The sequence below is a fragment of the Streptomyces sp. NPDC127190 genome, assembly GCF_042672505.1.
Classification (GTDB): Bacteria; Actinomycetota; Actinomycetes; order Streptomycetales; family Streptomycetaceae; genus Streptomyces.
On sequence record NZ_JBHXVE010000019.1, the window covers coordinates 44,115 to 62,168 of the forward strand.

Sequence of the window (18,054 nt, forward strand, 5' to 3'; positions counted from 1 at the left end):
CGGATGCCTCAGGAAGCCGACGGGGTCCAGCCGCCCAGCCAGTCCGTGATCTCCTGGCCGGCCGCCTGGGCGTCCGTCAGCTGGGGGCGGTCGGGGCTCGCCGGGCCGGAGCCCGCGCCGGTGTTCCGGTACTCGGCGAAGCGGGCGTTCTTCCAGGAGAAGCCGCTCATGTCGGTCCACGGGGTGGTCTTGATCGCGGCGCTCAGCGAGGTGTCGCGGACCGTGGTCTGCGGGACGAGGGAGGCGTCGCCGCCGGCGTGCCAGGGGCGGCCCAGGGAGAAGCTGCGGTCGGAGACGTCGCCGGTCACCGCGGAGTCGGCGATGAGGAAGCCCTTGCGGTCCGCGGCGGTGGACGGCGCGGTGACGAAGCCGGCCGAGGAGCCGTCCCACCGCTTCTTCAGGGTGATCACCGACCTGTCGATCACCGCGGTGGCCCGGCCGAAGACGAAGTCGACGTTGCCGACGACAGAGGAGTTGGTCATGTAGACGCGGCCCAGCCGCTCCTTGGCCGCGGTGTCCAGCAGCAGGGTGTCCTGGTCGCCGCTGACGACGATCCCGTCCAGGAGGACCCGGTCGGCGGCGGTGCGCAGGGCCACCGCCTGCTGGGCGATGTCCTGGTGGGCGCGTTCGTCGAAGTCGTTGGCGACGGTGAGGTTGCGGGCCTGGAAGTCGTCGGCCTCCACGGCGACGGTGGCGCTGCCGCCGGTGCCGTAGGTCCCGGAGCCGTCCGGCTTCCGCGTGCCGGCCGCGTTGTTGTAGACGATCACGGTGTCCTTACGGCTGCCGCCGGTGCCCTGGATCGTGAGGTGCGGCTTGTTCGCGGGGACCTTCACCGTCTCCCGGTAGGTGCCCGGAGCCACCTTGATCACCACCCGGGAGGGGTTGTTCGCGGGTACGGCGTCCACGGCGGCCTGCACGGTCCGGTACTGGCCGGAGCCGTCCTGGGCGACGGTGAGCGTGGTGGCTGCCGCCGCGGCGGAGGCCTGCTGCTGGGGAAGGGCGCCGAGCAGGCCCCAGGCGAGGGCGCTGCCGAGGACGGCGGCGAGAGGCGCGAGCGCCTTGCTGCTTCCGGTGCTGTTGCTGGTGCGGGTGGGCTGGGACGGCATGGCCACTCCGGTCGGTCGGGGGTGTGGTGCCCCCGGGTCGCCACCGGACAGGGGAAGGTTGCCGCTAGCCGCCGAGCAGTTCCGGCCAGTTCGCGCCCGCGGCCCACTCGGTGAAGGTGTGCCAGCCGACCTCGGGATAGGTGCGGCGCAGCGCCGCGGTGTCCACGTCGAGGCCGGGGTCGGCGAAGTAGGCGAACATGGCCGCCAGGTCGGCGGAGTGGCTCCGGACGTACTCCAGGGGCACCTCGTGGTGGGTGATCGGGCGGCCGGTGGCGGTGGTGAGGGCGGCGGCGATCTGCGCGGGTGTGCACATGTCGGAGGCGAGGTCGATCCGGCGGCCGGTGAACTCCGCGCGGCGGTGCAGGACCAGTGCGGCGAACGCGCCGATGTCGGCGGCCGCGACGAGGGCGAACGGGCGGTCGGCGGGCAGGGGCCAGCCGAAGGTGTTCTCGCGCAGCCCTTCGAGGGTCCAGCCGCCGGCGTAGTTGTCCATGAACGCGGCCGGGGCGATCACCGTCCAGGGCAGTCCGGAGGCGGCCAGGTGCTGCTCGATCAGCTGCTTGCTGTCGTAGTGCGGGACGCCGGTGCCGCGGTCGGCGTGCGCGGCGGAGGTGAGGACGACATGGCCGAGGCGGGCGGACGCGGCGGCGTCGACGAGCGTACGGCCCTGCCGCACCTCGGTGTCGGTGCCGGTGCCGAAGGGGGTGGTGACCGCGAAGAGCGCGCCGGCGCCGGCGAGGGCCGCGTCGAGGGAGCCGCGGTCGTCGAAGTCGGCGTACCGGACCTCGGCGCCCAGGCTCCGCAGGGCCGCGGCGGCGGGGGAGCCGGGGGTGCGGGTCAGCGCGCGGACGGGCCGGCCGGCGGCCAGCAGGGCGCGGGCGGTGGCGCCGCCCTGGACTCCGGTGGCGCCGGTCACGGCGACGGGGGCGGTGCTGGACATGGGTGTGCCTCCGAAGGGGTGGCGGTAGGATCGGCAGCAGTTAGCTGCGTGGCGCATTTACTGCGCCGCGCAGCAGACTAACGGAGATTGCTGCGCGGCGCAGTGAATTGACCGGCGCAGTGAATGGATCGGCCGGGTGACCGGCTGCGGGAGGTGGCCCATGACCGACAAGCCGGACAAGCCGACCGACGACGGGCAGCGGGACCGGCTGCTCGAGGAACTCGGCACGGAATCCCGCCGCTATCTCGCGGCCTACGTCCTGTTCAACCAGGCCGTCGCCGACCACCTCGGCCTGCACCCCACCGACGTGCAGTGCCTGAGCCTGCTGACGGCCGAACCGGAACCGCTCACCGTCCGCCGGATCGCCGACCTGACCGGTCTCACCACCGGCTCGGCCACCCGCCTGGTGGACCGGCTGGAACGCAGCGGCTATGTCGTCCGCACGCCCGACCCGCAGGACCGGCGCCGGGTCCTGGTCGCCCCGGTCCCGGACCGCCTCGCCCGCCTCGGCGCCCTCTGGGGAGACCTCAGGCAGCGCTGGCAGACCGTCTTCGACGACAACACCGCCGAGGAACTGGAAGTGATCATCCGGCACATGCGCCGCTCCAACGACGTCAGCCGCGCCCAGATCCGGTACCTGCGCGAGCTGCCGAAGGCGGACTGACCGCCGCCCTCACACCGTCTCCGGCGGCGGCACCGGGGCCCCGGGCAGCCGTACCGTCGCCACCGTGCCCGCGCCGTCCGCCGCGCGGGCCAGCGTGACCTCGCCGCCCGCCTGCCGGACCGTACGGGCCACGATGGACAGGCCGAGGCCGGAGCCGGGCAGGGCGCGGGCGCTGGGGGAGCGCCAGAAGCGGTCGAAGACGTGCGGGAGTTCGTCCTCGGGGATGCCGGGGCCGTGGTCGCGCACGGTCAGTACGCCGTCGGCGAGCCGCACCTCGACCGTGCCGCCCTCGGGGCTGAACTTCACCGCGTTGTCCAGGATGTTGACGACCGCCCGCTCCAGCGCGGTGGGCTCCGCCCGGACGTACCAGGGCTCCAGGTCCGAGGTGATCGTCAGCTCCGGGCCGCGCAGCCGCGCCCGGCGCAGCGCGGCCTCGACGGTGTCCTGCAACGACACCACCTGCACCCGCTCCCCCCGCTGGCTCTCCGCGCGGGACAGTTCCTGGAGGTCGCCGATCAGCGAGGACAGCTCGGTCATCTGCGCCTTCACCGAGGCGAGCAGGGCCTTGCGGTCGGCCGGCGGGATCGGCCGGCCGGTCTCCTCGCTGCGGGTGAGCAGCTCGATGTTGGTCCGCAACGACGTGAGCGGCGTACGGAGTTCATGGCCGGCGTCGGCGATCAGCTGCTGCTGGAGGTCCCGGGAGCTGGCCAGGGAGGCGGTCATCGAGTTGAAGGACCGGGACAGCCGGGCCACCTCGTCCTCGCTGTCGTCCTCCACCGGGATGCGGATGGTCAGGTCCTCGGTCCGGGCCACGTGCTCGACGGCCTCGGTGAGCTTGTCGACGGGCCGCAGCCCGGCACGGGCCACGGCGAGACCGGCGGCGCCGGCGCCGACGACTCCTATGCCGGAGACGAGGAGCAGGACGAGGGCGAGGTCCTTGAGCGTCTTCTCGGTGTTCGCGAGCGGGACGGCGATGAGCACGCCCACATTGGGGCCGCGTCCGCCGCTCTCGGTCGCGGTGGGCCCGATGGCGCGGGTGAGCACACGCAGCACGTTGCCCTGCGCGTCGGTGCCGTTGCGGAAGTAGATCTTGCCGAGGTCCAGCGCCTTGATCTCGGCGCGGTCGGCCGGGGTGACCCTGATCCGGCCCGACGCGCCCCCGAAGAGGCAGACCCTGCCGTCCTCGGTGACCACCTGGGAGTACCGGTCCTTGAAGAACCCGGTCGAGGTCGGCGAGTCGGTGCAGTTCTGCAAGGTGAACTGGAGCTGGTCCAGCTGCGTGCTGCCGCGCAGCGACTTCTGGAGGTCGGCGTCCAGCTGGTCGTACAGCTTCCCCTGGACGATGAACCACGCCGTCATCGACACCGCCGCCACCGCGAACGCCACCGCCGCCGCGACCAGCATCGCCAGCCGGGCCCGGATCGGCAGCGCCCGGTAGCGGCGCAGCAGCCTCCTCACTCGGCCCCGCCCTGGCGCAGGACATAGCCCACGCCCCGCACGGTGTGCACCAGGCGCGGCTCGCCGCCCGCCTCGGTCTTGCGGCGCAGGTACATGACGTAGACGTCGAGGGAGTTGGAGGACGGCTCGAAGTCGAAGCCCCACACGGCCTTCAGGATCTGCTCCCTGGTGAGCACCTGGCGCGGATGTGCCATGAACATCTCCAGCAGGGTGAACTCGGTGCGGGTCAGTTCCACCGGGCGGCCGCCCCGGGTGACCTCCCGGGTCGCGAGGTCCATGCGCAGGTCGCCGAAGGTCAGCGCCTCGTCCTCCTGCGCCTCGGCGGACACGGCGGCCGCGTAGGAGCTGCGGCGCAGCAGCGCGCGGATGCGGGCGAAGAGTTCGTCCAGCTCGAAGGGTTTGACGAGGTAGTCGTCCGCGCCCGCGTCCAGGCCGGTCACCCGGTCGCCCACGGTGTCGCGGGCGGTGAGCATGAGGATCGGGGTGGTGTCGCCCGCGCCCCGGATGCGCCGGGCGGCGGTCAGGCCGTCCATGCGGGGCATCTGGATGTCGAGGACGACCAGGTCGGGCCGGTAGGCCTGGGCCTTCTCCAGGGCGTCCGCGCCGTCGACGGCGACCTCGGTGCCGTACCCCTCGAAGGCGAGGCTGCGCTGGAGCGCCTCGCGTACGGCCGGCTCGTCGTCGACGATCAGGATGCGCTGGGGGTCACGGTCGCCTTCGGCGGGGCTCATCGCTCGCGGTTCCTCAAGGGTGGTGGGCGGACGGATGCCTCTCAGCGTGCCATGGGCGCGGACGTGACGGCCCGGGCCAGGCTCAGGTCCGCACCACGCTCAGCCGGTTCAGCGGAACCTTGCGGCGGTGGGTGCGCACCGCCGGGGTGCGCAGGCCCATCAGCTGCGGCACGGCCGCCGGTACGACCTCGGGGGCGCGCTGCGCCGTCGGTACGGCCTCGGGGGTGCGCGGTGCGGGGATGGCCGGCGGGTGCAGCTCGTGTGCGATCGCCAGGGCCAGGGTGAGGGCGTCGGGGCCGGTGGCCGGCGCGCCGGTGTGCGAAATGTGCTTGATCATGACGTGCTCCCAGCCGACTCGTGGAGTCGTTAGCTCTGTGCGCCCGACCGCAGCTTGGCCAGGTCGGACGTGACCGTGTTGACGGGGATCGCGAAGCCGAGCCCGACGCTGCCCGCGTCCGAGGACGAGGAGGCCTGGGAACTCGACGAGTACATCGCGGAGTTGATGCCGATCACATGACCGCTCGCGTCGATCAGTGCGCCACCGGAGTTGCCGGGGTTGAGCGAGGCGTCGGTCTGGATGGCCTTGTAGGTGGTGGTGGAGGAGCCGGTGTCGCCGTTGAACTGGCGGCCGCCGAACTCGAACGGCCACTGGCCGTCGCCGCCCTGCCCCTGGCTCTGGCCCTGGCTCTCGTCGGTGGAGACGGTGACGTCCCGGTCGAGGGCGGAGACGATGCCGCTGGTGACGGTGCCGGTCAGGCCCTCGGGGGAGCCGATCGCGACGACCGTGTCGCCGACCCGGACCCCGCGGGAGTCGCCGAGGCTCGCGGCCTTCAGCCCGGAGGCGCCCCGGAGCTTGATCAGCGCGAGGTCCTTGGAGCTGTCGGTGCCGACGACGTCGGCGGTGTAGCTCCGGCCGTCGCTGGTGCGCACCCTGATCGACTGCGCGCCGGCGATGACGTGGTTGTTGGTGACGATCTCGCCGCCCGAGGTGATGACCACGCCGGAGCCGGTGGAGGTGCCGTTGTCCAGGGTGGCGTTGATCTCCACCACGCTCGGGCTGACGGCGGCGGCGATGGCGGCCACGTCCCCCCGCTTGCCGGTGGGCACCACGGTGGTGCTGGTACCGGCGGAGGCGACCGTGTCCGTGCCGGTCAGCTCCTGGAAGGCGTACGCCGTGCCGCCGCCCACCGCGGCCGCGACGATCGCGACCGCCGCGAGCAGGGCGAACGGTCCCCGGGTCCGCTTCCCGCGGTGCGGGCCGGGCGCGGTGGGCCCGTCCTCCGGCCGGTGCGGCGGCGGAGGCGGCCACTCGGGGTTCACCGGAGCGGAGTGAGAGGAGAAGGGGGAGTGGGACTGCTCGAAGGTGCCCTGGCTCTCGGTCATGACAGAAGCCTCCCCTGCGACCATGAGAGCTTCCTGAGTGCTCCCTGAGAAGCCCGGCAGAACCTTGTTTGTCCGATATAAAGACGGACCCCTGGGGGCCCTGCCGGGACGCGTCCGGCTACGACTCGCAGCCGCAGCTCGTCCGGACCACCAGCCGGGACGGGAACGTCTTCAGCCGCTCCCGCCGCGACCCGGGCACCCGCAGCCCGTCGTCCAGGACGAGGTCGACCGCCGCGCGGGCCATCGCCGAGCGGTCCGAGGCGACCGTGGTCAGCGGCGGGTCGGCGAGCGCGGCCTCCTTGATGTCGTCGAAGCCGGCCACCGCCAGCTCGCCCGGCACGTCGATGCGCAGCTCGCGCGCGGCCCGCAGCAGACCGATCGCCTGGTCGTCGGTGGAGCAGAAGATCGCCGGCGGCCGGCGCGGCCCGGCGAGCACCTCCAGGCCCACGCGGTAGGCGTCGTAGCGGTTGTACGGCGCCTCGAACAGCCGGCCCTCGGTGGACAGGCCCGCCTCGGCCATGGCCCGCTTCCAGCCCTCGACGTGGTCGGAGACCGGGTCGCCGACGGCCGGGGTCTCGGCGGTGCCGCCCAGACAGGCGACGTACTCGTGGCCGTGCTCCAGCAGATGGCGCACGGCGAGCTGGGCGCCGCCCAGGTCGTCCGTGACCACGGCGACGTCGTCGATGGCCTCCGGCCGCTCGTGCAGCAGCACCACCCGGGCGTCCCAGGCGTCGATCTCGGCGGCGGCCAGGTCGTTCAGGGCGTGCGAGACGAGGATGAGGCCCGAGACGCGCATGCCGAGGAAGGCGCGGAGGTAGTGGACCTCGCGTTCACCGATGTAGTCGGTGTTGCCGACGAGGACCATTTTTCCGCGCTCGGAGGCGGCCTGCTCGACCGCGTGCGCCATCTCGCCGAAGAAGGGCTGGCGGGCGTCCGGGATGATCAGGCCTATGAGGTCCGTGCGGCGCGAGGCCATCGCCTGGGCGACCCGGTCGGGCCGGTACCCCAGTTCCTTGATCGCGGCGAGGACACGCTCGCGCGTGGCCGGGGCGACCGGCCGGGGTCCGTTGTTGATGACATAACTGACGACGGCGGTGGAGGTTCCAGCCAGCCGTGCCACATCATCCCGAGTCACCTTGGCCACGCGCGGAGTCTACGCGGATTGACCCAGTTCGGGCAGGGTGTATCTCACGCCGGATGTGCGGAAGCAACGTCCGCACCGGCGCCCCGCCACCCCGTCCTAGGCCTCCGCGTGGACCTCGGCGCCGCTGCGGACGGCGGATGCGTCCGCATCGTCGGCCTTTGCCCGGCCGGCCTTGGCCTTCGCCTCCTCGGCGGCCCGCTCCACCTTCTCCGGGGTAACGAATCGGTAACCCACGTTCCGGACCGTGCCGATCAGCGACTCGTGCTCCGGGCCGAGCTTGGCGCGCAGCCGTCGTACGTGCACGTCCACCGTCCGGGTGCCGCCGAAGTAGTCATAGCCCCACACCTCCTGGAGCAGCTGGGCGCGGGTGAAGACCCGGCCCGGGTGCTGCGCGAGGTATTTCAGCAGCTCGAACTCCTTGAAGGTGAGGTCGAGGACCCGGCCCTTCAGCTTGGCGCTGTACGTCGCCTCGTCCACCGAGAGGTCACCGTTGCGGATCTCCATCGGGGAGTCGTCGTTGACGATCTGCTGGCGGCCCATGGCGAGCCGCAGCCGGGCCTCGACCTCGGCCGGACCCGCCGTGTCCAGCAGGACGTCGTCGATGCCCCAGTCGGCGGTGACGGCGGCGAGGCCGCCCTCGGTGACGACCAGGACCAGGGGGCAGCCGGGGCCGGTGGAACGCAGCAGCTGGCACAGGCTCCGGACCTGCGGCAGGTCGCGCCGGCCGTCGACGAGGATGACGTCGGCACCGGGGGTGTCGACGAGGGCGGGGCCCTCGGCCGGGGCCACCCGGACGTTGTGCAGCAGAAGTCCCAGTGCGGGCAGGACCTCCGTCGACGGCTGGAGGGCGTTGGTCAGGAGCAGCAGAGAACTCATACGTCTGGTTCCTCCTCGGTCCCTGCGAGGACGTGTGCGGACGGGCACTGCTCTGCGATCCCGAAGGCCCCGTACACCGGCGGTTCCCCCCAGCCTTCACCAGGGGTTTCCCACTTCGTATACAACGCTTCCGAAAGCACAAAAGGACCCGGGGGCTTCGCTGCCCGAGTCCTCTGCCCAGCAGAATAGCCCACATGAGCAACCGTCCGGCAGGTCATGTGGCGCGTTCCACCGTTCGTCCGAATGGCGAGACGGGCGGACGGGTCCCTATCCGGACGTATCTGACCACGGCCGATGGCATTGCGATCGATTCCGTATACAACCCGGGCCCGGTCGTATACGAAACCCCGCCGGACACCTCCGCTCCATCCCCCGATGGCCTGGCGTTCGTCGTCGCCCACGGCTTCACCGGGGACGTGGACCGCCCGCATGTGCGACGGGTGGCCGGCGTCCTCGCCCGGTACGGCGCGGTCGTCACCTTCTCCTTCCGCGGCCACGGCCGCTCCGGCGGCCGCTCCACGGTCGGCGACCGGGAGGTGCTGGACCTCGCCGCCGCCGTCGACCGGGCCCGCGCGCTCGGCCATCAGCGGGTGGTGAGCGTCGGCTTCTCCATGGGCGGCTCGGTGGTCCTGCGCCACGCGGCTCTGCACCCGGGTGCGGTCGACGCGGTGGTCTCGGTCAGCGCGCCCGCCCGCTGGTACTACCGGGGCACCGCCCCCATGCGCCGGTTGCACTGGCTGGTCACCCGCCCCGAGGGCCGGCTGGTCGGCCGCTACGGGCTGCGCACCCGCATCCACCACCGCGACTGGGACCCGGTGCCGCTGTCCCCGACCGAGGCGACCCGCCGGATCCCCCCGACCCCGCTGCTGATCGTGCACGGCGACCGCGACGGCTACTTCCCCCTCGACCACCCCCGCATGCTCGCCGAGGCGGCCGGGGAGCAGGGAGAACTCTGGATCGAGCCGGGCATGGGCCACGCCGAGCACGCAGCGGACGACACCCTGCTGACCCGGATCGGGGTCTGGGCCGCGGCGAAGGCGGGCTAGCCTGACAGCACTCTTATTTCTTTCTTGCCGTCGATTGAGGAACCAGATGCCCAAGGTCACGGTGCGCTACTGGGCCGCCGCCAAGGCCGCGGCCCGGGTCGCCGAGGAGCCGTACGAGGCGGAGACGCTCGCCGAAGCGCTCGCCGCCGTACGCGCCCACCACCCCGGCGAACTCACGCGCGTGCTCCAGCGATGCTCCTTCCTCGTCGACGGCGACCCCGTCGGGACCCGCTCGCACGAGTCGGTACGGCTGGCCGAGGGCGGCACGGTCGAGGTGCTCCCGCCGTTCGCAGGAGGGTGAGGCGATGAGCGACCAGCCGTATCAGGGCGGCCCGTACGAGGGCTACGACCCGTACCAGCAGCAGTGGCCGGGATCCCACGCGGCCCCCGGCTCCGGGTACGACCAGCAGCAGCCCGGCTACGACCCCCAGCTCACCCAGCAGTGGCAGGGCGAGACCTGGGACACCCGGACGCACGCCCCGCTCCAGATGCCGGCACAGGCGGCGGAGCCGGCGTACCAGCCGCAGCACCAGCAGTACGACTACGACTACGGCTACCAGCAGCAGCACTACACGGACCCCTACGCCCCGCAGCAGGCCCAGCCGGCCTGGGAACCGCAGCCGCAGCCGGAACCCCCGGCGCGACCGGAACCGGTGGCCGATGTGGCCGATGCCGCCGACGCCGAGGGCGCCCCGACCTACGGCCCCGCCACCCTCGCCGGCAACACCCGGATCAAGGACAACCAGCGGGCGCGCCTGGAGGGCCGTTCGCCGATCATCGAGCCCGGTATGCAGCCGGCGGCGCTCACCGCGGTGCTCGGCCTGCTGCTCGCCGCCGCGGCGCCGGTCGCCTCCTACGCGCTCGTCGCCCCCCTGGTGATCCTCCAGGCGGTGACGGCGGCCGGCTGGTTCCGGCTGAACGGCATGTGGCCGGCCCGGCAGGGCATCGCGCTGGCCTTCCTGGGCGGCCTGGTCGCCGACGCGGCCGTCCTGCTGTCCGGGCGCGGCCACGCCCCCGCCGCGATCCTCGGCACCCTCGGCGTCTGGGTGCTGCTCTGCCTGGTCCTCCAGCTGCGCTCGCACGCGGACCCGGACGAGCGGATGTACGGCCTGATGGCGACCGTCGTCTCGGCGGCCCTCACCGTGGTCGCGACCGGCTACCTCGGCGCCGGGGCGCACGCGGTGTCGGTGGGCGCGGCCTCGGTCGCGGTCGCGGTCCTGGCCCGCGCCCTGCCACTGCCCACCCCGGCCTCGGTGGTGGTCGCGCTGCTCGCCGCGGCCGGCGCGGGCATCGCGGTCGGCGACATGACCGGACTGGGCACGAAGGGCGCCCTGCTCGGCGCGGCGGCGGGCGCCTGCGCCCTGATCGGCCACCGGGTCGCCTCCTACGACTACCCCTCCCGCTTCGTCCACTTCACCGCGGGCGTGGCCCTGCCCCTGTCGGCGGCGGCACCGGTGGTGTGGGTACTGGGCCGGGCGCTGGGCTGAGGCCCGCGTCACTTGTCCAGGCAGTGATCGGCCTGGCGGATCGGGGTGACCAGGTCCGACAGGTCGACCAGGGCCGTGTCGGTTCTGCCGGTGGTGAAGAAGGCGACCTGGGTCGCGGGGGTGCGGCCGTAGGTGACGATCACTTTTCTGGAGGCCGTGGACTGCTTCTCGTCGATCACCCAGTCCACCCCGTTCACCGAGAAGCACGCGTCCTGCCGCGGCTGCGGGGGAGTCACTCCGCAGCGCAGGACGACGTCCCGGTCGCCCCACACCACCACCCCCCGCACCGAGCCGGCCCGGCGGTCCAGGTCCGCGAGGCGGCCGGGGGCCCGGCCGGTGAGGCTCCGGCAGGGCGCCGCACCGGCGAAGGGGCCCGGGGTCAGGCCCGCGTCGGCACGCCGGTCGTGGACGAGGTATGCGGTCGCGCAGGCCGCTGCGGCCAGCAGGGCGAGAGCGGTCAGCGCCAGGACGCTGCGGCGCGGGCGTAAGGACGACGGCACGGCTTTCCCCTCCGGATGTACCGAGTGCTCCGCCTCACCGTAGAGGGCCCGGCGGACCCGCCCCCGACCCGGTCCCGCTCGGCCGACCCGCCCCCGGCCCGGTCCCGCTCGGGGAGCAGAATGATCGGCACGGTCGCCATCGGGAAAAGGGGGAAGCCATGGTCGCCACCGGTGTCCGGCATGTGCTCGTCGCCGTTGCCGCCTGTCTGGTTCTCGCGGGTTGTTCGACGCCCGCGTCTCTCGGGGACACCAGCCCCGGGGATCCTCTGACCTCCACCTTCGCCGAGGGCAAGCGGCCGGCGGCGCCGGATCTGACCGGGCCGGCCCTGGACGGGCACACCGTGCGCCTCTCCGACTACCGGGGGAAGGTCGTGCTGGTCAACGCGTGGGCGTCCTGGTGCGGGCCGTGCCGTGCGGAGGCCGGGGAACTGCGCAGGATCGAGCAGCGGTGGGCGGGCCGCGGTGTTCAGCTCCTCGGGCTGAACCGGGACGACGGGGTCGCCGCCGCGCTCGCCTTCCAGCGCGCGCACGGGCTGTCGTACCCCTCGATCCACGACCCCTCCGGGAGGCAGGCGCTGCGGCTGCCGCGCGGCCTGGTGCCCCAGTCCCTCCCGTACACGCTGGTCGTCGACCCCTCCGGGCACATCGCCGCCTCCCGCCTGGGAGAGGTGACCGAGGAGGAGATGGACAAGGTCATCGCCGCTGTGGCCCCGGGGAGGAGCAGGGCCTAGCCGTGCTCAGGGCCGGTCCGCGCTGCCCGTCAGCAGGGTGCCGAGGGCGGTGCGTTCGTGCCGGACCGCGCGGCCGGCGCGGACCGTGTCGATCAGGCCCGCGGCGCGCAGCGCGGCCGCGTGGGTGGAGGCCGCGCCGGGGCTGATGCCGAGGTGGCCGGCGAGTTCGCTGGTGCTCAGGGGATAGCCGAGGAGGCGCAGGGTCTGCGCCCGGGTGGTGCCGAGGACCGGCGCGAGCACGTCCTCGCCGACGGCCGAGGGCATCAGCGGGATGCCCGGACCGGCCGGGTAGACCACCAGCAGCGGCTCCTGCGCCCGCTCGGCGACCAGCGGCGCACCGGTCCAGTGGAAGGTGGGCAGCAGCACCACACCACGGCCGGCGGGCGCCACCTGCCGCCGGTAGGGCGCGTCGATCTCCCAGGAGCCGTCGGCCAGCCGGGACCCCGGACAGAGCCGGGTCAGCGCGCCGACGACCCCGTGCTCGGCGGTGTTGAGGGCGTACCGGGCGTACTCGGCGGAGTGCAGGGCCGCCACCCGGGGCCAGGACGCGTCGAGTACGGCCCGGTAGGCGTCCTGGAACCCCTGGCAGACCAGTTCCCGGCAACCGGGGTCGCCCTGGGCCAGGTCGCGCACCCAGCGGGGCACCGGCCCCTGCCCCTCCTGCCGCGCCCACGCCCCTTCGAGGCAGACGCGCAGCTGGCCGGCGGGTACGGCCCGCACCGCGTCCAGGGCGCTCGGCAGGTCCGGGCTGACCGGGTCCAGGAGGGCCGGGCCGCGGTACGGCGTGAGCAGGTCCCACAGCGGACGGGTGGAGGCGGGCAGCCGCTGCCGCACCCCGCGCCGCCACCGGCCGAACGTCTGCTCCGAGTCCGGGCGCCGCAGCATCATCAGCGCGAGTTTGAGTTCGACCAGCGGTGCCGGCTGCGGCACGAACCGGATCCGTGCGAGGTCCTCTCCGGACAACTCGATGCGCAGCATGCCCAACCCCCCCGTTGGCAAGCCTTTTGGTCAGCGGAGAAAGGATGGCCCCGCCACCCCTGCCGCGCCAGGCTGAGTTCGCGCCACTCACCGGCGCCTTACCTGGAGGGGCACCACATGAGGATCAGATTCGGGCGCCGGGCGGCGATGGCCGTGACGGCCGCCGCGATGAGCATCGGTGCGATCGTCACGACGGCGGGGAGCGCCTCGGCCTCTGACCCCGTGAAGCTCACCACCAGCAACTGGGTCGGCATCTACAGGAGCCCGAACACGACGAACGGCAAGATCGGCTGGCCCGACCTCGCCCCCGGCGCCTGGATCTACGCCAACTGCTGGACGAGGGGCGAGCAGATCGGCACCTGGGGCAACACCTGGTACCAGGTGAGCGAGGTCGACTACTCAGACGGCGTGGGCTGGCGGTTCGTCGGCGGCACCGCCTACACCTTCGCCGGGTACGTCGACAACAACGCCCACAGCGTCGACCGGGATCCCTTCATCCCGCAGTGCCGCTGACATGCCGGAGGGCCGCACCCCCACTGGCGTCCAACCCAGGGGTGCGGCCCTCCGACCGTCACGGGACCCTTCGACCGGGACCTCAGACCGCGATGGCGACCTCGGCCAGCGCGCCCTGCTCCGCCACGACGACCGTACGGTCGGCCGTGCCGCCGGGGACGAGCGCACGGACGGTCCAGGTGCCCTCCGCGGCGTAGAAGCGGAACTGACCGGTCGCCGAGGTCGGGACCTCGGCGGTGAACTCGCCGGTCGAGTCGAGCAGCCGGACGTAGCCCGTCACCGGCTCGCCGTCGCGGGTCACCTGGCCCTGGATCGTGGTCTCACCGGGCTTGATCGTGGAAGCGTCCGGGCCACCGGCCTTCGCACCGCACATGTCGAACTCCTTGAGGGGTAAAGGTCGTGGCCTGGGTTACTTGTTGGCGCCCAGCTCGATCGGCACGCCGACGAGGGAGCCGTACTCGGTCCAGGAGCCGTCGTAGTTCTTGACGTTCTCGACGCCGAGCAGCTCGTGCAGCACGAACCAGGTCAGGGCCGAGCGCTCACCGATGCGGCAGTAGGCGATCGTGTCCTTGGCGAGGTCGACCTGCTCCTCGGCGTAGAGGGCCTTCAGCTCCTCGTCCGACTTGAAGGTGCCGTCGTCGTTGGCGTTCTTCGACCACGGGATGTTCCGCGCGCTCGGGACGTGGCCCGGGCGCTGCGACTGCTCCTGCGGCAGGTGGGCCGGGGCGAGCAGCTTGCCGGAGAACTCGTCGGGCGAGCGGACGTCGACCAGGTTCTGCGAGCCGATGGCGGCGACGACGTCGTCGCGGAAGGCGCGGATCGAGGTGTCCTGGGCCTTGGCCTTGTAGTCGGTCTTCGGGCGCTCGGGAACCTCGTCGCCGGCGACCAGCTCGCGGGCGTCCAGCTCCCACTTCTTGCGGCCGCCGTCGAGCAGCTTGACGCTCTCGTGGCCGTAGAGCTTGAAGTACCAGTAGGCGTACGACGCGAACCAGTTGTTGTTGCCGCCGTAGAGGATCACCGTGTGGTCGTTGGCGATGCCCTTCTCCGACAGGAGCTTCTCGAAGCCCTCCTGGTCGATGAAGTCACGGCGGACCGGGTCCTGGAGGTCCTTGGTCCAGTCGATGCGGATCGCGTTCTTGATGTGGTTCTTCTCGTAGGCGGACGTGTCCTCGTCCACCTCGACGATGGCGATGGTCGGGTCGTCCAGGTGGTCCTGGAGCCAGTCGGCGTCGACCAGGACGTCGCTGCGGCTCATGCTCTTCTCCTCCGGGGCAGTCGCGGCGGGGCGTGCGAATGTGCGGGGGCGCGGCGCGCCCGTGAGCGGGCGGCGCGCGATCGCCCTTGAGCAGGGCGGTCGCCCTTCGACAGGGCGGGGGTGATGCGGAAGTCGGGACTTTCGCTCAGAAGGGGCGACAGAGCATGGCGGCAACGCGGCACAGGTCCACTGCCCGCCGCTTGGTGAGATCCGCCTGTCGCTTCATGGCCCCGATCGTAGGGACGTCCGGGCGCGCGTGTCACCGGTGTGTCATATCGCGAGACGCGATCGTCCGGATGCCGGGACGCTTGAGCCCGTTCGGGCTCCTCCGCGCCGCATCTTGCACTCGTCCGGGTGACAGCGGGCTACGGAACGGACGACACCGTCTCGCCCCTCGGACAGAAGCCGTCCATCACGGCTTCCGGGTCCTACCCCGCCAGCTTGACGTCCGAACCCTTCACGCTGATCCGTACGCCGTCCTCCGCGGCCTGCACCTTGTCCAGCTTGATGCCGCCGGGCAGCCGGTCGATGGCCTGCTGGAAGTCGGTGATGTTGCGGATGCGGTTCTCGGCGAGGGAGACGGCCGCCAGCTTGGGCAGCGAGTCGGCGTGCACCTCGACCTTGTTGTCCGCCACGGTCACGCTGCTCAGCACGGACACCGTCCGGTTGATCGGCACGGACAGGAAGCTGCCGGTCACCCGCACCGCGACCTTGATCTTCCCGTTGCCGCCGTCGGACAGCCCCACGACCTTCGCCTCGATCCCCGGGGCGACCTCGGTCGGCTGCGACTTGGCCGTCCTCAGCAACTCGGCGTAGGAGACGGTCGCCGTACCGGTCGCGCTGGACGCGGTGGCGGAGCTGTAGTCGCCGGAGAAGGAGACGCCCTTCATGTCCGCCTGGAGGTCGTCGATCCGGATCGTCTTGCCCGCGGTGCCGGTCTGGGCCTCGTAGTTCTTGATCCCCACGTGCACGTCGTCCAGCGAACCGCTCGCGACCTGGGTCAGGAAGGGGAAGCCGTCGATGCTGACGTCCGGGGTGGTGGCCAGGTTCTCCGTCGACTTCAGCTTGTCGGCGGCCTCGCCCTCCGCGAAGTGCACGGCGATCCGGTCCGCGATCACGAACAGCCCGCCCAGGATCACGACGATGATCAGCAGTATTCGCAGGGCGCGCATGTGGTGTTTCCCCCGGGGTCGGCGTTGGTCGTCGGCGCTGTGGACGCGTACGCCACGGTAACTCCGTCGGCCCGTCGCACGCCGTGATTGTCGATCAGTTGTGACAGCCCCGTCCCGGCCTACCCTGGACCTATGTACGCGCGACGGCGCCACATCTACTTCGCCATGATGGGCACGTGCATCGGGCTCTTCGTCCTGGCCTGGGCGGTCGTACGGCTCTGGTCGATCCCGGCGGCCGTCGGCATGTGCGTGTTCGCCATGGTCATCCCGCCCGTGGCCGCGATGATCGCCAACCGCCGGGGCCCGGAGGACCGCTGGTGGGACGACCCCTCCGGCGATCCCCAGTCCGACGAGTGGTGGGACGAGCTGGACGGCAAGAAGCGCCCCCGGCAGTGAGCGGTCAGTAGACGAGCGCCTGCACGCCGTCCCCGAGCGCCTCCTGTACGAAGACCTGCGCGCCGGCGATCCGTACGCCCTCGATGACGTCCTTCTCCGTGATCTCGCGCCGCGCGGCGCACTGCGTGCACAGGGTGATCTGCCCGGCCGCCAGGATCGCCTCGATCAGATCCGGCAGCGGCGCCGCGTGCGGCAGCTCGAACTCGGCGGCCCGCCCCGGCAGCGCGAACCAGGACGACTCCCCGGTCAGCCACAGCGACACCTCGACCCCACTGGCCACGGCCACAGCGGCGACGGTGAAGGCCTGCGAGCAGCGTTCGGGGGCGTCCGCCCCGGCCGTCACCTTGATCACGAGCTTCTTGGTCATACGGGCAGCGTAGCCGCGAGGGGGCAGGGTGGCCGGATCCGTTCCCAGCTGTTTTGCGCCTTTCCTCATCATCTATACGGAATGCGCCAGTTGCACTACTCTGCGTGTTCCTGGGTCGGTACGAGGATGGCCCGGCGCGGAGGCGGATACGGGCGGAACGGGCGCTCCTTCCATGGCGGGCGGCCCACATTCCACAAATTCCACAAGCAGGGAGGGCGCGGTGCCGCAGCGGAGGGCGATCACGGGTCGCAGTCAGGAACCGAGGGTGCGGTTCGCGGAGGAGCTGCGGTTACTGCGGGCCGAGCGGGGGGTGAGTCTGCGGGCGCTGGCGGAGGTGCTGGGGTGGGACGCGTCGCTCCTCGGCAAGATGGAACACGGCCACACGCTGGGCGGCCCCGAGGTGGTGCAGGCGCTGGACCAGTACTACGGCACGGGGGACAAGTTGCTCACGCTGTGGGAGTTGGCGGTGGCGGATCCCATGCAGTTCAGGGAGCGATATCGGCGGTACATGGTGTTGGAGGCCGAGGCCCTGAGTATGTGGCAGTACTCGTCGAGCATCGTCCCTGGACTGCTGCAAACCCCCGCCTACGCAGCCGAGTTGCTGACACAGGGTGGATTGAGGGGCGCAGAGCTGGAGAAGCAGGTCACGGCTCGCATGGGGCGCCGCGAGCCGCTGCTGGCGGATGGCGGACCGCATTTCCGGGCGATCCTGTCCGAGGCGGTGCTGCGCACGCCGTTGCGTGAACCGAGCGAGTCGCAGGCGCAATTGAGCCATCTTCTCGCGATGGGGGAGCGCCCCAACGTCACCATTCAGGTGCTGCCATGGCTGAAGGGCCTGCACGGGCTGACGGACACCGACACGATGTTCCTGCACAGCGCCGGGCGGACCGTTGCCTGGGTCGAGACGGGTTACTCGGGTGAGCTGATCCAGGAAAGTACTGCCGTCGACCAGCTCCAGCTCCGATACGATCGGGTACGCGATTTGGCCCTATCTCCGGACGAATCGCGGGAGTTCATCGAACGGATGCTGGAGGAAGCGCCATGCGAGCCATCGATCTGAGCACCGTCACCTGGCGCAAGAGCAGCTACAGCAACCAGGACGGCGGCAACTGCGTCGAAGTCGCCGACTGGCGCAAGAGCAGCTACAGCAACCAGGACGGCGGCGCCTGCCTCGAAGTCTCCGGCGATCTCCTCCACACCGCCGTCCGTGACAGCAAAGACACCACCCGCACCCCCCTGCTGATCGGCGCTGGCGCCTGGGCCGCCTTTGTGGGCGGGGTCAAGCAGGAGGGTGCGCTGTAGCTCAC

Annotated in this window: 24 protein-coding genes; 9 read left to right on the forward strand and 15 right to left on the reverse strand. The window is 71.9% G+C overall.

Annotation, left to right across the window (positions count from 1 at the left end):
• Positions 1–8 precede the first annotated feature (8 nt).
• Entirely contained in the window at positions 9–1,106 is a 1,098-nt protein-coding gene (locus ACFVIU_RS26530; RefSeq protein WP_385845520.1) for a pectinesterase family protein, read from the reverse strand.
• A 64-nt stretch (positions 1,107–1,170) separates the two neighbouring features.
• Positions 1,171–2,046 (reverse strand): NmrA/HSCARG family protein, encoded by an 876-nt coding sequence (locus ACFVIU_RS26535; RefSeq protein ID WP_385845521.1) that lies wholly within the window; start codon positions 2,044–2,046, stop codon positions 1,171–1,173.
• A gap of 160 nt (positions 2,047–2,206) precedes the next feature.
• Between ACFVIU_RS26535 and ACFVIU_RS26540 the strand changes: the two genes are divergently transcribed.
• Complete coding sequence (locus tag ACFVIU_RS26540) at positions 2,207–2,710, forward strand: MarR family winged helix-turn-helix transcriptional regulator (protein ID WP_385845522.1); 504 nt, start codon at positions 2,207–2,209, stop codon at positions 2,708–2,710.
• 9 nt (positions 2,711–2,719) lie between these two features.
• Here ACFVIU_RS26540 and ACFVIU_RS26545 read toward each other — a convergent pair whose 3' ends face one another.
• From ACFVIU_RS26545 to ACFVIU_RS26570, 6 genes are all read right to left on the reverse strand, one after another.
• Positions 2,720–4,168 carry an ATP-binding protein gene (locus ACFVIU_RS26545; protein ID WP_385845523.1) on the reverse strand — a complete coding sequence of 483 codons (1,449 nt, stop codon included), beginning with the start codon at positions 4,166–4,168 and terminating at the stop codon, positions 2,720–2,722.
• Positions 4,165–4,899, reverse strand: a complete 735-nt coding sequence (locus ACFVIU_RS26550; RefSeq protein ID WP_385845524.1) for a response regulator transcription factor — start codon at positions 4,897–4,899, stop codon at positions 4,165–4,167. The genes ACFVIU_RS26545 and ACFVIU_RS26550 overlap by 4 nt, the downstream gene beginning before the upstream one ends.
• Positions 4,900–4,981: 82 nt before the next feature.
• Positions 4,982–5,236 carry a hypothetical protein gene (locus ACFVIU_RS26555; RefSeq protein ID WP_385845525.1) on the reverse strand — a complete coding sequence of 85 codons (255 nt, stop codon included), beginning with the start codon at positions 5,234–5,236 and terminating at the stop codon, positions 4,982–4,984.
• 29 nt (positions 5,237–5,265) lie between these two features.
• On the reverse strand, positions 5,266–6,282 hold the full coding sequence (locus tag ACFVIU_RS26560; protein ID WP_385845526.1) for a S1C family serine protease: 1,017 nt from the start codon (positions 6,280–6,282) through the stop codon (positions 5,266–5,268).
• A gap of 118 nt (positions 6,283–6,400) precedes the next feature.
• On the reverse strand, positions 6,401–7,426 hold the full coding sequence (locus tag ACFVIU_RS26565) for a LacI family DNA-binding transcriptional regulator (protein ID WP_385845527.1): 1,026 nt from the start codon (positions 7,424–7,426) through the stop codon (positions 6,401–6,403).
• Positions 7,427–7,522: 96 nt separating this feature from the next.
• Complete coding sequence (locus ACFVIU_RS26570; protein WP_385845528.1) at positions 7,523–8,302, reverse strand: response regulator transcription factor; 780 nt, start codon at positions 8,300–8,302, stop codon at positions 7,523–7,525.
• A 194-nt stretch (positions 8,303–8,496) separates the two neighbouring features.
• Between ACFVIU_RS26570 and ACFVIU_RS26575 the strand changes: the two genes are divergently transcribed.
• Genes ACFVIU_RS26575 through ACFVIU_RS26585 form a run of 3 tightly spaced genes read left to right on the forward strand, consistent with a single transcriptional unit; the run spans position 8,497 to position 10,835 of the window.
• Entirely contained in the window at positions 8,497–9,348 is an 852-nt protein-coding gene (locus ACFVIU_RS26575) for an alpha/beta hydrolase (RefSeq protein ID WP_385845529.1), read from the forward strand.
• 46 nt (positions 9,349–9,394) lie between these two features.
• Positions 9,395–9,649 (forward strand): MoaD/ThiS family protein, encoded by a 255-nt coding sequence (locus tag ACFVIU_RS26580; protein ID WP_385845530.1) that lies wholly within the window; start codon positions 9,395–9,397, stop codon positions 9,647–9,649.
• A gap of 4 nt (positions 9,650–9,653) precedes the next feature.
• Complete coding sequence (locus tag ACFVIU_RS26585) at positions 9,654–10,835, forward strand: hypothetical protein (protein ID WP_385845531.1); 1,182 nt, start codon at positions 9,654–9,656, stop codon at positions 10,833–10,835.
• A gap of 8 nt (positions 10,836–10,843) precedes the next feature.
• Here ACFVIU_RS26585 and ACFVIU_RS26590 read toward each other — a convergent pair whose 3' ends face one another.
• Complete coding sequence (locus ACFVIU_RS26590) at positions 10,844–11,335, reverse strand: DUF3515 family protein (protein WP_385845532.1); 492 nt, start codon at positions 11,333–11,335, stop codon at positions 10,844–10,846.
• 158 nt (positions 11,336–11,493) lie between these two features.
• Between ACFVIU_RS26590 and ACFVIU_RS26595 the strand changes: the two genes are divergently transcribed.
• Positions 11,494–12,066 carry a TlpA family protein disulfide reductase gene (locus tag ACFVIU_RS26595; RefSeq protein ID WP_385845533.1) on the forward strand — a complete coding sequence of 191 codons (573 nt, stop codon included), beginning with the start codon at positions 11,494–11,496 and terminating at the stop codon, positions 12,064–12,066.
• Between the two features lie 6 nt (positions 12,067–12,072).
• Here ACFVIU_RS26595 and ACFVIU_RS26600 read toward each other — a convergent pair whose 3' ends face one another.
• On the reverse strand, positions 12,073–13,044 hold the full coding sequence (locus ACFVIU_RS26600; RefSeq protein ID WP_385845534.1) for an ArsR family transcriptional regulator: 972 nt from the start codon (positions 13,042–13,044) through the stop codon (positions 12,073–12,075).
• A gap of 117 nt (positions 13,045–13,161) precedes the next feature.
• On the opposite strand from ACFVIU_RS26600, the gene ACFVIU_RS26605 reads away from it, so the two are divergent.
• Complete coding sequence (locus ACFVIU_RS26605) at positions 13,162–13,557, forward strand: hypothetical protein (RefSeq protein WP_385845535.1); 396 nt, start codon at positions 13,162–13,164, stop codon at positions 13,555–13,557.
• Positions 13,558–13,639: 82 nt separating this feature from the next.
• Here the strand turns inward: ACFVIU_RS26605 and ACFVIU_RS26610 are convergent, their stop codons facing one another.
• The 4 genes from ACFVIU_RS26610 to ACFVIU_RS26625 form a co-directional block, all read right to left on the reverse strand.
• Positions 13,640–13,930, reverse strand: a complete 291-nt coding sequence (locus ACFVIU_RS26610) for a DUF1416 domain-containing protein (protein WP_385845536.1) — start codon at positions 13,928–13,930, stop codon at positions 13,640–13,642.
• 36 nt (positions 13,931–13,966) lie between these two features.
• A complete protein-coding gene (locus ACFVIU_RS26615; RefSeq protein ID WP_385845537.1) occupies positions 13,967–14,812 on the reverse strand; it encodes a sulfurtransferase in 846 nt (281 codons plus the stop codon).
• A gap of 145 nt (positions 14,813–14,957) precedes the next feature.
• On the reverse strand, positions 14,958–15,038 hold the full coding sequence (locus ACFVIU_RS26620; protein WP_350751515.1) for an Ms5788A family Cys-rich leader peptide: 81 nt from the start codon (positions 15,036–15,038) through the stop codon (positions 14,958–14,960).
• Between the two features lie 202 nt (positions 15,039–15,240).
• The gene (locus ACFVIU_RS26625; RefSeq protein WP_385845538.1) at positions 15,241–15,984 is read right to left on the reverse strand and encodes a DUF2993 domain-containing protein; all 744 of its coding nucleotides are present in this window, start codon (positions 15,982–15,984) and stop codon (positions 15,241–15,243) included.
• 132 nt (positions 15,985–16,116) lie between these two features.
• Here ACFVIU_RS26625 and ACFVIU_RS26630 point away from each other — a divergent pair, with 132 nt between their 5' ends.
• A complete protein-coding gene (locus ACFVIU_RS26630; protein WP_385845539.1) occupies positions 16,117–16,380 on the forward strand; it encodes a DUF3099 domain-containing protein in 264 nt (87 codons plus the stop codon).
• Between the two features lie 4 nt (positions 16,381–16,384).
• Here the strand turns inward: ACFVIU_RS26630 and ACFVIU_RS26635 are convergent, their stop codons facing one another.
• Positions 16,385–16,747 (reverse strand): DsrE family protein, encoded by a 363-nt coding sequence (locus tag ACFVIU_RS26635; RefSeq protein WP_385845540.1) that lies wholly within the window; start codon positions 16,745–16,747, stop codon positions 16,385–16,387.
• Positions 16,748–16,967: 220 nt separating this feature from the next.
• On the opposite strand from ACFVIU_RS26635, the gene ACFVIU_RS26640 reads away from it, so the two are divergent.
• The gene (locus ACFVIU_RS26640; RefSeq protein ID WP_385845541.1) at positions 16,968–17,807 is read left to right on the forward strand and encodes a helix-turn-helix domain-containing protein; all 840 of its coding nucleotides are present in this window, start codon (positions 16,968–16,970) and stop codon (positions 17,805–17,807) included.
• Positions 17,789–18,049 carry a DUF397 domain-containing protein gene (locus ACFVIU_RS26645; RefSeq protein WP_385845542.1) on the forward strand — a complete coding sequence of 87 codons (261 nt, stop codon included), beginning with the start codon at positions 17,789–17,791 and terminating at the stop codon, positions 18,047–18,049. The genes ACFVIU_RS26640 and ACFVIU_RS26645 overlap by 19 nt, the downstream gene beginning before the upstream one ends.
• The last annotated feature ends 5 nt before the right edge of the window (positions 18,050–18,054 follow it).